Source organism: Streptococcus sp. Marseille-P7376 (genome assembly GCF_902460385.1).
GTDB classification, from domain to species: Bacteria; Bacillota; Bacilli; order Lactobacillales; family Streptococcaceae; genus Streptococcus; species Streptococcus sinensis.
In genome coordinates this window covers 228,622-243,103 of the sequence record NZ_CABPTS010000001.1, presented here as the reverse complement: position 1 = coordinate 243,103, position 14,482 = coordinate 228,622, and the positions used below count along the sequence as shown (strand labels likewise).

At 42.8% G+C, this 14,482-nt stretch carries 14 protein-coding genes; 10 read left to right on the top strand and 4 right to left on the bottom strand.

The features are described 5' to 3' along the window. Window positions 1-115 precede the first annotated feature (115 nt). The 3 genes from FZ952_RS01060 to FZ952_RS01050 are packed head-to-tail and all read right to left on the bottom strand — an operon-like array spanning window position 116 to window position 1,967. Window positions 116-931, bottom strand: coding sequence for a TIGR03943 family putative permease subunit (locus FZ952_RS01060; RefSeq protein ID WP_148880281.1), 816 nt, complete (start codon window positions 929-931; stop codon window positions 116-118). Then, window positions 928-1,833: a permease gene (locus tag FZ952_RS01055; RefSeq protein ID WP_148880280.1), complete on the bottom strand. Its 906-nt coding sequence runs from the start codon at window positions 1,831-1,833 to the stop codon at window positions 928-930. The genes FZ952_RS01060 and FZ952_RS01055 overlap by 4 nt, the downstream gene beginning before the upstream one ends. Then, on the bottom strand, window positions 1,830-1,967 hold the full coding sequence (locus FZ952_RS01050) for an SPJ_0845 family protein (RefSeq protein WP_148880279.1): 138 nt from the start codon (window positions 1,965-1,967) through the stop codon (window positions 1,830-1,832). Before FZ952_RS01050 ends, FZ952_RS01055 begins: the two co-directional genes overlap by 4 nt. A gap of 171 nt (window positions 1,968-2,138) precedes the next feature. On the opposite strand from FZ952_RS01050, the gene FZ952_RS01045 reads away from it, so the two are divergent. The 7 genes from FZ952_RS01045 to ftsX all read left to right on the top strand — a co-directional run bounded on the left by FZ952_RS01045 (window position 2,139) and on the right by ftsX (window position 8,848). After that, window positions 2,139-4,271, top strand: coding sequence for a Tex family protein (locus tag FZ952_RS01045; protein WP_148880278.1), 2,133 nt, complete (start codon window positions 2,139-2,141; stop codon window positions 4,269-4,271). Further along, window positions 4,258-4,707, top strand: coding sequence for a SprT family protein (locus FZ952_RS01040; RefSeq protein ID WP_148880277.1), 450 nt, complete (start codon window positions 4,258-4,260; stop codon window positions 4,705-4,707). The genes FZ952_RS01045 and FZ952_RS01040 overlap by 14 nt, the downstream gene beginning before the upstream one ends. A 102-nt stretch (window positions 4,708-4,809) precedes the next feature. Further along, window positions 4,810-5,082 (top strand): PspC domain-containing protein, encoded by a 273-nt coding sequence (locus FZ952_RS01035; RefSeq protein WP_037617049.1) that lies wholly within the window; start codon window positions 4,810-4,812, stop codon window positions 5,080-5,082. Window positions 5,083-5,160: 78 nt separating this feature from the next. Further along, window positions 5,161-5,661: an NUDIX hydrolase gene (locus tag FZ952_RS01030; protein ID WP_148880276.1), complete on the top strand. Its 501-nt coding sequence runs from the start codon at window positions 5,161-5,163 to the stop codon at window positions 5,659-5,661. A 404-nt stretch (window positions 5,662-6,065) separates the two neighbouring features. Next, window positions 6,066-7,161 (top strand): peptide chain release factor 2 gene (prfB, locus tag FZ952_RS01025; RefSeq protein ID WP_148880275.1). Its coding sequence is split into 2 segments (ribosomal slippage): window positions 6,066-6,137 and window positions 6,139-7,161, totalling 1,095 coding nucleotides; the frame shifts between segments, so codons are not numbered across the junction. 75 nt (window positions 7,162-7,236) lie between these two features. Next, window positions 7,237-7,929 (top strand): cell division ATP-binding protein FtsE, encoded by a 693-nt coding sequence (gene ftsE, locus FZ952_RS01020; RefSeq protein WP_037617054.1) that lies wholly within the window; start codon window positions 7,237-7,239, stop codon window positions 7,927-7,929. Further along, window positions 7,922-8,848: a permease-like cell division protein FtsX gene (gene ftsX / locus FZ952_RS01015; RefSeq protein WP_148880274.1), complete on the top strand. Its 927-nt coding sequence runs from the start codon at window positions 7,922-7,924 to the stop codon at window positions 8,846-8,848. The genes ftsE and ftsX overlap by 8 nt, the downstream gene beginning before the upstream one ends. Window positions 8,849-8,933: 85 nt before the next feature. On the opposite strand, the gene FZ952_RS01010 is transcribed toward ftsX, so the two are convergent. Beyond that, on the bottom strand, window positions 8,934-9,566 hold the full coding sequence (locus tag FZ952_RS01010) for an MBL fold metallo-hydrolase (RefSeq protein WP_148880273.1): 633 nt from the start codon (window positions 9,564-9,566) through the stop codon (window positions 8,934-8,936). Window positions 9,567-9,698: 132 nt separating this feature from the next. Here FZ952_RS01010 and FZ952_RS01005 point away from each other — a divergent pair, with 132 nt between their 5' ends. From FZ952_RS01005 to FZ952_RS00995, 3 genes are all read left to right on the top strand, one after another. Beyond that, window positions 9,699-12,143 carry a bifunctional DnaQ family exonuclease/ATP-dependent helicase gene (locus FZ952_RS01005; protein ID WP_148880272.1) on the top strand — a complete coding sequence of 815 codons (2,445 nt, stop codon included), beginning with the start codon at window positions 9,699-9,701 and terminating at the stop codon, window positions 12,141-12,143. 115 nt (window positions 12,144-12,258) lie between these two features. Then, entirely contained in the window at window positions 12,259-13,233 is a 975-nt protein-coding gene (locus tag FZ952_RS01000; RefSeq protein WP_148880271.1) for a YeiH family protein, read from the top strand. 12 nt (window positions 13,234-13,245) lie between these two features. Next, window positions 13,246-14,478, top strand: coding sequence for an FtsW/RodA/SpoVE family cell cycle protein (locus FZ952_RS00995; RefSeq protein WP_148880270.1), 1,233 nt, complete (start codon window positions 13,246-13,248; stop codon window positions 14,476-14,478). Window positions 14,479-14,482: the final 4 nt, after the last annotated feature.

The following is a 14,482-nucleotide window of genomic DNA, read 5'->3' as shown; positions in this document are numbered from 1 at the left end:
TTCTTCTAATTTATAAAATCCAGTCAGACCAACTTTGTAAAGGGGAAAGAATGAATTGCAGGGATTGCATATAAAAGAAACACCCATGAAAATGGATTTTCACAGGTGTTTGACTTTAAAAGACTCGATAGACGTAAGGATTGTCCGGTTTTTCTACCCTATCAAAGCTTTCAACTTCTAGAGTTGGCAGGCTTTGTCCCAGACTTTTATGGTAGTGCATGGCAAGTTTCCCCTTGGCATGAATCCAGGTATTATCCTTGAAATGCTGGGTATTTCCGGTCGTCAAGAGACCATAGACACCCGAGTCAGCAATACAGTGGATGATGCCGAAGCGAAAGAGAAATTGACTCTTCTGATCGCTGGGATCATTGTAGACAAAGCCGGTGAACTCCAGCGTCTTGCCTACAAACTCGTCGGGATAATCATAGATGACTTCCATGATTTCCATGTAGTTCTCAGTTGTGACCTGAATGGTATCTTGCTTGACATATTTCTTGGCGGCTGCCCGCATTTCTTTTTCGTAAGCCCCTTTGGTAAAGTAGGTGCTGGTGTCCGGCTTCAGGTATTGGCTGGTTGTGCCTTCGTCCTGCTGGACGGCTGCAGAAGTTCCCTCAGCCAGTGGAAAATGAAATCCTTTGGCCGAAACGGTGGTCGAATCCAAGGTGACAGTTGGAAAGAAAATTCCCACAAAAAGCGGAATGACAAGGAGCAGGACGCTGCCTAGCTTGGCCCAGCGAGTGCTTAAATGACTGTGAACCTCCATCTTCTTCATCCAGATAATGAGCTGCACGACTGCCAAGACAAAAGACAGAATCATAGACAAGTAGGCCAGATAGGAGTAGTGGAGATTGATATATTGGTTGAGCTTGCCCGTCAGCTGCAGATACATGGTAATCTCAAAGTAGCCGACTAAGATTAGAAATCGAATCATAGCACCACCCCCACAAGCCAAGAGTAAAGAAAGACGACGACGGTAACCAGGCTGATAAATTGCCAGATAAAGCGTGTCTTAAAGTAGTTTTTCATCATCAGCAGATTCTTGACATCCAGCATAGGCCCAATGACCAAGAAAGCTAAGACTGGTGCTAAGCCGAAGCTAGCAATCAAGGAGCTCCCGATGAAAGCATCAGCTTCGCTGCAAAGTGAGAGCAGGAAGGACAGCAGCATGAGCAGGAGAATAGCGACAGCTGGTGTCGAGCTGATGGAGGTCAGGATTCTGGTTGGCACATAGACTTGTACTATGCTGGCGAAGAGACAGCCAAAGACCAGATAGCGACCAGTATCGAAAAATTCGTCAATGGCCTGCACAAAGACCTGAAAAAGCTTTTGTCCTTTGCTGAGATGTGAAAAGTCATGCTCATGAACAGGCTTGCGATTTTCTTTTTGGATATTGCTATCCGCAAAGAAGCCCAGAAAGATCCCTAAAAGAATAGCCACTGCCATAGAACCTAAGGCACGAAGCAGAGCCATTCGGAAGGAATTTCCAAATGCTGAGTAGGTCGCAAAGAGCACGATGGGGTTGATGACTGGAGCCGTTACCAGAAAAGGCACAGCCGTGTAACTGGGAACTTTCTTTTCCAGAAAACGATTTATAATGGGAACAATTCCGCACTCGCAAGAGGGGAAGACAAAACCAATCAAGCTCCCAAAGAAAATCCGAGCCCACTTGTTCTTAGGCAGGAAGTGATAAACCTTATCTGGCGTGACATACACCTCGATAAAGCCAGAAATAATACTCCCTATCAAGACAAAGGGCAGGGCCTCAATGATGATGGAGAGAAAGATGGCACCAGCCTGTAAGACGCTGGAAGGAAGGTTAGAAAAGAAGCTCATGCTTTTTTAGCCTTGCCTTGCGTTTCTTTTTTCTTTTTGTCATCTGGAAATTCTACTTTTTCCAGCTTGGGCAGAGCGGCAAATTCCTCGAACATCTTGTCTAAATCGTCTGTTTTAGTAAATTTAACAGCCATAAAAGTACCTCATTTCTAAAATAATAATTCTATTATACTACCAAAAGAAAAAAAATGATATTTTCAGCCATGATGGATCAGAGACAGTAGACTTATCCTAGCAAGAAAAAGATGGATTAAACTAGTCTTTATAGATTTTTCAGCTTCATATTATGATATAATAGAAGCGTTATGGAAAATTTAAATATTGAAAAAATTGCCCAGAAATTGGGTCTTAGAGAAAGCCAAGTATCACAGGTCCTAGATCTAACCGCTGAGGGAAATACGATTCCTTTTATTGCTCGTTATCGTAAGGAAATGACAGGAAATCTGGATGAGGTAGAGATTAAGGCAATCATTGACTTAGATAAGAGCATGACTGCTTTGGCAGAGCGTAAAGCAACAGTTTTGGCCAAGATTGAGGAGCAGGGCAAACTAACGGATGCACTGCGCTCTGAGATTGAAGCTGCTGAAAAGTTGGCCGATGTGGAAGAGCTTTATCTGCCCTACAAGGAGAAGCGGCGCACAAAGGCAACCATTGCGCGTGAAGCTGGTCTCTTTCCTTTGGCTCGACTTATCTTACATGATGTGCTTAATCTGCAGGAAGAGGCTGAGAAACTGACTAGCGAAGCCTTTCCAACAGCAGAAGCTGCTCTAGCTGGAGCAGTGGATATTCTGACTGAAGCAATTTCTGAAGATACCAAGCTGCGGGCTTGGACCTACCATGAGATGCAGACCAATTCTTCTATCGTATCCAGTCTCAAAGACGGGGATTTGGATGAAAAGCAGGTCTTCCAGATTTATTATGATTTTTCCGAAAAAGTAGCGACCATGCAAGGATATCGTACCTTGGCTCTTAACCGTGGTGAGAAGCTAGGTATTCTCAAGGTTGGTTTTGAGCACAATCTTGAGAAAATTCTGCGCTTCTTTGAAGTACGCTTCAAGGTGAAAAATGCCTATATTATTGAAGCAGTTCAGCAAGCGGTTAAAAAGAAAATCATTCCAGCCATGGAGCGCCGTATTCGGACCGAGCAGACTGAGGCTGCTGAGGATGGAGCGATTCAGCTTTTCTCAGATAACCTCCGTCATCTCCTCCTGATTGCTCCTCTCAAAGGTCGTGTAGTACTGGGCTTTGACCCAGCCTTTCGGACAGGAGCCAAGCTAGCTGTTGTTGATGCGACAGGTAAGATGATGACGACTCATGTTATCTATCCAGTAGCGCCAGCAAAGCCAGCTCAGATTGAAGCTTCTAAGAAAGAGTTATCAGAGCTGATTGAGCAGTTTAGTGTGGAAATCATCGCCATCGGAAACGGAACGGCCAGCCGAGAAAGCGAAGCCTTTGTAGCAGAAGTTTTGAAATCTCATCCAAATGTCAGCTATGTCATCGTCAATGAGAGCGGAGCATCTGTATACTCTGCTAGTGAACTGGCTCGTCATGAGTTTCCAGAGTTGACTGTTGAAAAGCGCTCAGCTATTTCCATCGCCCGCCGTCTGCAAGATCCTTTAGCAGAGTTGGTTAAGATTGACCCTAAGTCCATCGGAGTTGGTCAGTACCAGCATGATGTCAGTCAGAAAAAGCTGTCTGAAAGTCTGGACTTTGTCGTGGATACCGTGGTCAACCAAGTCGGAGTCAATATCAACACCGCAAGTCCTGCCCTGCTGGCCCATGTAGCTGGTCTTAATAAAACTATCTCAGAAAATATTGTCAAGTACCGGGAAACGGAAGGCTTGATTCGGTCTCGCGAGGCCATCAAGAAAGTGCCACGTCTGGGCGCAAAAGCTTTTGAACAGGCAGCCGGCTTCCTGCGTATTCCCGAAAGTGATAACTTGCTAGACAATACAGGCGTTCACCCAGAGTCCTATAAGGCAGTGGAGGAGCTCTTTAAGCGTCTTGAAATTAGCAGTTTGGATGAAGCAGCCCAAGCCAAATTAAAAGCTGTTCAGATTGCTAGTTTGGCTGCAGAGCTAGGCTTGGGAGAAGAAACTCTCAAAGATATTATTGCCGATCTGCTCAAGCCTGGTCGAGATTTGCGTGATTCATTTGATGCGCCGGTTCTGCGGCAAGATATCTTGGATATAAAGGATCTGCGCATTGGTCAAAAATTGGAAGGCGTCGTCCGCAATGTCGTCGATTTCGGAGTCTTTGTGGATATCGGCATCCACGAAGATGGCCTTATCCATATTTCTAAAATCAGTAAAAACTTCATTAAACATCCTAGTCAAGTCCTATCAGTCGGTGATCTGGTCACTGTCTGGGTGGATAAGCTAGATGTGGAGCGGGAGAAGGTCAACCTCTCTCTGATAGCACCAAATGAATCTAACTAACTACGTCAGGCAGGTTTCGCTGGAAGATTTCGGCTGGGAATTTCGCCACCAAGCTTTTTGGAACAAGCGTCTCCGCACTACAGGCGGACGCTTCTTTCCCAAAGATGGCCATCTGGATTTCAATCCGAAAATCTATGAAACTTTTGGGCTAGAGACCTTTCGAAAAATTGTCCGCCATGAGTTGGTCCACTATCACCTCTATTATCAAGGCAAAGGTTACCGTCATGGAGATAGAGACTTTAAAGAATTACTCAAGCAGGTGGATGGTCTACGCTATGCTCCATCCTTGTCCGACTCGCAAACCTTTCTCATCTATGAATGCCTGAGTTGCAGAGCACTTATTCGCCGCAGACGCAGAGTAAATATTCAAAAGTACCGTTGTGGTCGCTGTAGAGGTAGATTAGCGTTCCTAAAAGAGGAAACAAACAGAAGCTGAGCGAATGAAAAACGGATAGAGGCAGAATCAGCCTTGGGGCTGATTTTTTTGTCCTTTTGCTATGATAAAATGAAGGAAAGAATGAGAGTTGAGGTCGTCATCATGAAAACTAAATTTTATAAATTAAGAAGAAACCGAGTGATTTCAGGGGTTTTGTCGGGACTGGCCGATAAATTCAACTTTGATCTTGGCTTGCTGCGTTTCCTGTTTATCATCTTTACAGTTGTGAATTTTGGTTTGGGTATTTTGATTTATGTCTTGCTGGCCATGGTTATGCCCTATAAGGAAGATCTGGAAGAAGAAATGTACGGGACCGGCCCTCGCAAGATAAAAGAAGCTGAACCTATCAACGACAATGATGGTTGGTTTTGGTAAATGTTGATTTAAAAGTCAGTTCATTTAGTGGACTGACTTTTCTGTGGTTTAATGGCTATATTGCCAAAAGGAGTTGCAATGGAAGTTTGGAATGCTTATGACTTCAATCGAAATATACTGCCTTATCTTTTAGTCAGAGGAGAGCCTGTTCCTAAAGGTCAGTTTCATCTTTGTGTCAATGTCTTGGTTCGCCATGAAGATGGAGATATTCTCGTTATGCGCCGTTCTGCCAGCAAGCCTTTATATCCCGGCTATTATGAGTTTGGTGCGGGAGGGAGTGTCCTAGCTCATGAAAGCAGTTTGGTAGCTGCCCGCCGTGAGCTTGAGGAGGAAACAGGCTTGGTACCCGACAGCATGGAATTGCTTGAGAAAAGAACGGAAGTAGCAGATCAGTGCCATTTTGACTACTATTTAGCTCTTGTTTCATGTGACAAGACATCTATTTCTTATCAGGAAGGTGAAACAGACGGGCACATTTGGCTACCAGTCAGTCAACTTTCGGATTTTATCGAAAGTCATCCTTGCTTCCGACATCAAAAACAGATTTTAGGGAGACTGATAAAGAGGTTGCATAGCTAACTCGCTTAGTATTGAAAGTTTTTCTGCAAAATATACTCTGTTTTAAAATGGCTAGGGGCATTACTTATTAAAGAGCCTCACTTCGCGAGACTTGTTCAGAATTATTCATTTTTTCTAGCTACCATCTGAAACATTTCAAAACTCTCAAAAGATTCTGTGATTTTAGTGCTACTGAGAGTTTTTTATTTATATTCTTTTTAAGTTTTCCATTATATAATGGAATATAAGATGAAGCTATATGTTAAATCTGTTTTGATATGTTACATTTCTAACAATTCCGTAACAAGCAAGCGCTATTCTTGCCTCTCTGCATAAAATCAGATAAAATAAAAGTGGATTATTATCAAATTAGGCAAATGTCTGAAAATGTGATATAATAAAACGATATATGAAAAGAGGTAACTATGGATATTTCAGAAATTCGTCAAAAAATTGACGCAAATCGTGAAAAATTAGCTTCTTTCAGGGGGTCTCTTTGACTTAGAAGGTCTGGAAGAAGAAATCGCCATCTTAGAAAATAAGATGACAGAACCTGACTTTTGGGATGACAATATCGCAGCCCAAAAAACATCTCAGGAGCTCAATGAACTCAAGCAAACCTATGAGAATTTCCATCAGATGACCGATTTGTTTGATGAATCGGAAATTTTACTTGATTTTCTAGCTGAAGACGATTCTGTTCAAGAGGAGTTGGAAGACAAACTGGCAGACTTGGCTAAAATGATGACCAGCTACGAGATGACTCTCTTGCTGTCAGAGCCTTATGATAATAACAACGCCATTCTTGAAATTCACCCAGGGTCTGGTGGTACAGAGGCTCAAGATTGGGGCGATATGTTGCTACGGATGTACACGCGCTTTGGCAATGCCAAGGGCTTCAAAGTAGAAGTCTTGGATTATCAGGCTGGTGATGAGGCGGGTATTAAGTCAGTGACCCTTTCATTTGAAGGACCGCATGCTTACGGTCTGCTCAAGTCAGAAATGGGAGTCCACCGTTTGGTTCGAATTTCGCCATTTGACTCAGCTAAACGCCGCCATACTTCCTTTACTTCAGTAGAGGTCATGCCAGAGTTGGATGATACCATTGAAGTAGAGGTTCGCGATGATGATATCAAGATGGATACTTTCCGTTCAGGTGGAGCCGGCGGGCAGAATGTCAACAAGGTATCGACTGGCGTGCGGCTGACGCATATTCCGACGGGAATCGTGGTTCAGTCTACCGTTGACCGAACCCAGTATGGCAATCGTGACCGAGCTATGAAAATGCTTCAGGCCAAGCTCTACCAGCTTGAACAAGAGAAAAAAGCAGCAGAAGTAGACTCGCTCAAGGGAGATAAAAAAGAGATTTCTTGGGGAAGTCAGATTCGTTCTTATGTCTTCACCCCTTATACCATGGTCAAAGATCATCGAACCAGCTATGAAGTAGCTCAGGTAGATAAGGTCATGGACGGAGACTTAGACGGATTTATTGATGCCTATTTAAAATGGCGTCTCAACTAAAAAAATAAACTGAAGCTAGAAGTATGGAATGATTTAGATAGCTTTAGCATCTTATGAAAGGACTCTTTACAATACATGTCAATGATTGAAATGAGAGATGTTGTCAAAAAGTATGACAACGGGACCACTGCCTTACGTGGTGTGTCTGTGAAAATTGAACCGGGGGAGTTTGCCTATATCGTAGGCCCCTCAGGTGCAGGTAAATCAACTTTTATCAGACTGCTTTACCGTGAAGTGAAATTAAACAAAGGCAGTTTAAATGTGGCGGGCTTTAACTTAGCTAAGATAAAAAAACGGGATGTGCCAATGCTGCGCCGTCAGGTTGGGGTTGTATTCCAGGATTATAAACTGCTTCCTAAGAAGACGGTTTATGAAAATATTGCTTACGCGATGGAAGTTATCGGTGAGCGTCGCCGCAATATTAAAAAGCGGGTTATGGAAGTCTTGGATCTGGTAGGTCTCAAGCACAAGGTTCGTTCTTTTCCAAATGAGCTTTCAGGTGGGGAGCAGCAACGGATTGCCATTGCGCGGGCCATTGTCAATAATCCTAAGGTGCTGATTGCTGATGAGCCGACAGGTAACCTGGATCCAGATAATTCATGGGAAATCATGAATTTGTTGGAGCGCATCAACCTGCAAGGGACAACAGTTCTAATGGCGACCCACAATAGCCAGATTGTAAATACTCTGCGTCACCGCGTAATTGCCATCGAAAATGGTCGTGTGGTGCGTGATGAGGCGGAAGGAGAATACGGATACGATGATTAGAAGATTTTTTCGTCACCTGCTAGAATCGCTGAAAAGTCTCAAGCGAAATGGTTGGATGACAGTAGCAGCTGTGAGTTCAGTTATGATTACTCTCAGTTTGGTTGCTATCTTTGCTTCTGTTATCTTAAATACAGCAAAATTAGCATCTGACATTTCAAACAATGTCCGGGTCGTTGTGTATATGCGCAAGGATATTGCAGATAACAGTGAAACGATTGTAAAAGAAGGTCAGACAGTTCAAAATGAAGATTATCATAAGATTTATGATGCTCTGACTGCTATGGAACATGTCTCAAAGGTCACTTTTTCAAGCAAAGAAGAGCAGTATGAGAAGCTGACAGAGACGATGGGAAGTGAATGGAAGGTCTTTGAAGGAGATTCTAATCCACTTTACGATGCTTACATTGTTGATACGACAGAGCACCAATATGTAGAATCCGTTTCTGCAGCAGCTAAAAAAATTGAAGGAGTGTCTGAGGTTCAGGATGGTGGAGCAAATACAAAGAGACTCTTTGCTCTATCTGACTTCATTCGAATTTGGGGTCTGATAGGAGCAGGTCTGCTTATCTTTATTGCCGTCTTCTTGATTTCAAATACTATTCGGATTACTATTATTTCACGGAGTCGTGAGATTCAGATTATGCGCTTGGTAGGAGCGAAAAATGGTTATATCCGTGGCCCATTCCTTTTTGAAGGAGCCTGGATTGGTTTGTTAGGCTCAATCGTTCCAGCAGCCCTAGTCTATTTTGTTTATAACATGGCTTTTCAGTCCATGAATAAAAGTCTGGTTGCTCAAAACTTATCTATGATTGAACCAGATTGGTTTGTTCCGGCTATGATTGCTTCTTTATCAGTATTGGGAGTCTTAATTGGTGCACTCGGCTCAGCCATCTCAATGAGACGCTTCTTGAAAATTTAACTATTAAAACAGCTCACAAGGCTGTTTTTTTTATGACCTGAAATAAAAACGAGGCAGGAATCATTCCTGCCCCACTATTGATTTATTAGAAAAATGGATTAAAAATCTTTTCGTGGCCAATCGTTGTATCATTGCCATGCCCAGGATAGACACGATAATCTTTAGGTAAGACAAATAATTCTTCACGGATACCAGTGAGTAGCTGCTCCAGATTGCCAGTCGGTAGATCTGTACGGCCGATGGTTTCACGGAAGAGAGCATCACCAGTCAGAACCACCTGATCTTCTGGGAAAATAATGGAAACTCCTCCGATAGAATGACCAGGTGTCTGAACAACGTAGAAGGAGAAGTCATCAAGTTGGTAGTCTTCGTGATAGCTGAAAAAGTGTTCAGCTGGCTTCAGAATGACATCTTCCAAATCTGCATGGCGGTCAAGCCCTGATAGATTGTCTGTCGGAGTATAGAGCCAGCTTGCTTCGCTCTCAGCTACATAGACGGGTGGATTGGCGAAGTTATCTCGGACCTTATCCAGACTCATAATGTGATCGTAATGTGTATGAGTCAGAAAAATAGCTGTGATGGGCTTAGCGATTTCTTCTAGCTTGCGTTGGATTTTCTGCCAGTCGCTGCCGGGGTCAACCACGATAACATGACGGTCATTTTCAAGAATATAAGTATTTTCAAAGGCGATGAGATTGACAATTTTGTGAACTTTCATGGGGCTTCCTTTGCGTATGTTTTCTTACTAATGAGTGTAACAGAAAAGTGGAAATTTTGCACAAAATTTATTTTGTGGCTCAGCTTATTTTCAGATGTTTCAGGCTGGCATTTGTGATATAATCATAGCAGTATGACACAATCGAACTATAAATATGCTGTCATAGACTTGGAGGCTACAAGTGCGAACAGCAATGCAAAAATTATTCAAATCGGCATTGTCATCATTGAAAACGGGGTGATTTGCCAAACTTATGAAACAGATGTGAATCCACATGAGGACTTGGATGAGCATATTAAACAGCTGACGGGACTGGATGATCAGCGCTTGCGCCAAGCTCCGGATTTTTCACAGGTTGCCCGTGAGGTTTATGAACTGATTGAGGACGCGATTTTTGTCGCTCATAATGTCAAGTTTGATGCCAATTTATTGGCAGAAGCTCTCTTTTGGGAAGGCTTTGACCTGCTGACTCCGAGAGTGGATACGGTGGAATTAGCTCAGGTTTTCTATCCGACATTTGATAAATATGCCTTGGGGAACCTGTGCGAGCTTTTGGAAATTCCTCTGGAAAATGCTCACACCGCTTTGGCAGATGCTCAGGCGACAGCTCAGCTATTTCTAAAAATCCAGGAAAAGATGGCAGGACTGCCAAAATCTTTGCTAGAGAAAGTGCTGGAATTTGCTGATAGTCTCATCTATGAGTCACGGCTAGCGATCGAAGAGATTTTTCAGTCGATGCCAGACTATTCTGGTCAGTTTTTTCAGGAGACGCATGGTATCTTTTTGAAAAAGCCGAAAATCTTACCGTCTGAAAAGAAACTTTCGCAGGACTTTCTGACCAACCTTTATCTGCTGGGGCTAGATGAGCGCCCCGACCAGCTGACATTTGCCCAGTATGTGACTGATGCTCTTAATCAGACTGCGGCTAGCTTTTTGGAGGCCCAGACAGGACTTGGCAAGACCTTTGGCTATTTATTGCCCATTTTGTCTCATGGTCGGGAAAGAGTCTTGGTGACCGTTCCGACGAAGATTTTACAGGACCAGCTGATGCAAAAGGAAGGCCGACTCTTAGAGGAAGTCTTTCATATTGCTTTTCATAATCTCAAAAGTCCCGAAAATTATCTGAAATTAGATCAATTTTATCAGAGTCTATCGGTACTGGATGATAATCGACTTGTTAATCGTTGCAAAATGCAGCTTTTGATCTGGCTGACAGAGACGGAGACGGGTGATTTAAATGAAATCGGTCAGGCTTATCGTTTCGAATCTTACTTAAGCCAGATACGCCATGATGGGAAATTAAGTAAGCATTCGCTCTTTTATGAAGAGGATTTTTGGCGACTGGGACAGGTCAAGGCAGCTAGCAGTCGTGTCGTGATTACCAATCATGCTTACCTTCTGACGCGCCTAGAAGATGATCAGTCCTTGCTGGACAATCGGATGCTGGTGGTGGACGAGGCCCAAAAAATGTTTTTTGCCTTGGAAGGTTTCTCGCAGGCCAGTATCAATTTGACCAAGCAAGTGCAAACTATCAGCCAAGCCCTGCAGACAGAAAAACAGATTTTACAAGAACGCATCCTGCAAAGCATCCAATTTGAATTGGCGGATGCTGCTGAAAAGAAGCGGGGTAAGACCAGTGAATTGGATTCCAAGAAGATAGCCAAGCTACGTCAGGATGTGTCTGAGCTGGATGATAGCTTGTTGCCAGAGCTCAGGGAATTATTTTCAACCAAGTACCAATACTACTGGCTAACGGAGGAACAATTTGCAGATCATCGGGTGACAAGGCTTCATGCTGGGCGTTCAGAGCTTATGAGATTTAAGGATTTCCTGCCTGATACCGTCAAGGTGATCTTGGTTTCTTCTACTTTGGAGATTAGTTCCAAGGTGAATTTACCTCAATTGTTAGGCTTTGAGGATTATCATTTTTATAAACTTCCTCATCAAAAGAGACCCTTGCAGAAACTTTTCTTAGATCTAGATTTTCCAGATGTGGTGGATTTATCAACGCAGGAATACGCTGAGAGAATTGTCGCAAGCTTGGAGAGCTTGGCACCACTGACTCTGCCGATGGTGGTTCTCTTTACGTCCAAGGACTTATTGCTGGCTACTTCAGACCAGCTAACCTTGCCGCATTTGGCTCAGTATAAGAATGGCGAGCCAGCCAATATCAAGCGTCGCTTTGACAAGGGAGAGGCGCTTATCTTGCTGGGAGCAGGCAGTTTCTGGGAAGGAGCAGATTTTGCTCAGCAAGAGCAAATCATTCAGCTCATTACGCGGATTCCTTTTGACAATCCCAAAGATTTCTTTGTTCAAAAAATCAATCATCATTTGAAGGTAGAAGGAAAAAATCCTTTTTACGATTATCAGTTGCCGTCAGCTATTTTACGATTGAAGCAGGCTATGGGGCGAACCCGTCGCAATGAACACCAGAAGTCGGCTGTCATTCTTTTGGACAAGCGTATTTCAACCAAACGTTACGGTCGGCAAATCCAGCAAAATCTGAACCAGCTGGCGTCTTTAGAAATGCTTTCGCAGCTGGATATTTTACAAGAATTAAAAAATTTTTTCGACTAAAACTGCTTGAAAACAGTCAATTTTATCTGGCTGTTTTTCTAAATGATTTCATATTTTGTCGGCTAGCTATGCCAAAAATCTGTTATAATGATAAGAATAGGAAGAAGGTTATAACATGAAAAAATATGTACCAGGGATTGTTTTATCGTTTGGGATGGCAGCTGTTTCCATTATATTAGGGAATTGGTTTCCGCTGATTGGTTCCAGTGTTTTTGCGATTGTGCTAGGAATTTTACTTAGTAATTTCCTGAAAATTCCGGATTCTTTTCAGCCGGGCCTGACCTATTCAGGAAAGAAGCTGCTTCAATATTCTATTATCTTTTTAGGTTTTTCCATGTCAATCGGCAATGTTTCTGCAACGGGCTTGTCCTCTCTGAAGATTAGTATTTTAACCATTTTGATTGCTTTTTTCGCAGCATATGCCGCTGGAAAATTTTTCAAGATGAGGCGGGTTTTAACCGTTTTGATTGGTTTTGGAACAGCTATCTGCGGTGGTTCTGCTATTGCAGCAGCTTCGCCCATTCTAGAAGCAGAGGAAGAGGAAATCGCTCTGTCTATTTCAACGATTTTCTTCTTCAATATTTTAGCTGTTTTCATCTTTCCTTTTCTGGGCCACCTTATGCAGATGTCCGATGGCTATTTTGGGACTTGGGCAGGAACGGCCATCAATGATACTTCGTCAGTTGTTGCGGCAGGTTATACCTATAGCCAGGCAGCCGGTGATTTGGCAACCATTGTCAAGCTAAGCCGGGCTTTGATGATTGTACCCGCTTGCCTTATCTTTGCGGGTTATCGATATGTCCGAGGTAAGCAGTCAGCGCAAAAAGTGGACTTGAAGAAGATTTTTCCTTGGTTTATTTTGTGGTTTGTTTTAGCTTCTGTAGTGAGCAGTTTGGGAATTTTCCCGTCAGAGCTAGTTCCTTACACAAAACTCTTGTCTCAATGGCTGATGGCCATGGCTTTAGCTGGGATTGGAGCTAAGGTGTCTTTGAAACAATTTAAGGAAGCTGGAGCTGGGCCTTTATTAACCGGAGCTTTTGCTTGGTTCTGCGTCGCAGTCTCTAGCTTGATTATCCAATATTTTTTGTAAGAAAGGAGAATTATGCTTTCACAAAAAAGAACATTTGAGTCACGAATTGACTATAGCCTGCTTTTACCAGTTTTGCTTCTGCTTTCGATTGGTGTAACGGCTATTTATATAGCAGTTAGCCATGATTATCCAAAAGAAGTTGAAACGATTGTAGGTCAGCAAATTGCCTGGATTTTCCTTGGTTTCTTGATTAGTTTCATCATCATGTTTTTTAATACGAAATTTCTCTGGCTGATTACACCTTATTTGTATGTTTTTGGTTTGGGGCTGATGATTCTACCGCTGATTTTTTACAGTGACAGCTTAGTTGCCTCCACAGGTGCGAAAAATTGGGTAGCTATCCACGGTGTCAGTCTCTTTCAGCCGTCTGAGTTTATGAAAATCTCGTATATTTTAATGCTGTCGAGGGTTGTAGTGAATTTTATGCAGCAGCATAAGAAGGAAGAGCGAACCATAAGGTTAGATTTTCTATTGATTTTTAAATTAGGGCTTTATACCTTGCCTGTATTATTTCTTTTGACCTTACAGAGTGATTTGGGGACAGCGCTAGTCTTTGCTGCTATTTACTGCGGCATTGTTCTTTTGTCTGGTGTCTCGTGGAAGATTATCCTGCCGATTTTCTTTTCTGCGACTCTTCTCTTTACTGCTTTCATGTTTATTTTTATTTCCGCTGGGGGTCGTGCCTTTCTGCATAATTTAGGGATGCCGACTTATCAGATTAATCGTATCTTAGCTTGGCTCCACCCCTTTGAATATGCTCAGACGACGACTTATCAGCAGGCACAGGGACAGATTGCCATTGGCAGCGGTGGCTTGATAGGTCAAGGGTTCAATGTTTCCAATCTTCTTGTTCCTGTCCGTGAAAGTGATATGATTTTCACAGTGATTGCGGAAGATTTTGGTTTTCTTGGCTCTACCTTGGTGATTGTGATTTATCTAGTTCTGATTTACCGAATGCTCAAGATTACCATCAAATCTAACAATCAGTTTTATACCTATATCTCAACTGGTCTGATTATGATGCTGCTCTTTCATATTTTTGAAAATATTGGAGCTGTGACAGGCATCCTACCGCTGACGGGGATTCCGCTCCCTTTTATCTCTCAAGGAGGCTCCTCTATCATTAGCAATCTTATCGGAGTTGGTCTATTGCTTTCGGTTTCTTATCAAAATAGTCTAGCAGAGGAGAAACGAGAGGGAACGCCCTCTATCCGTAAAAAAGTTGTGCTTAGAAAAATAAAATAAGAAG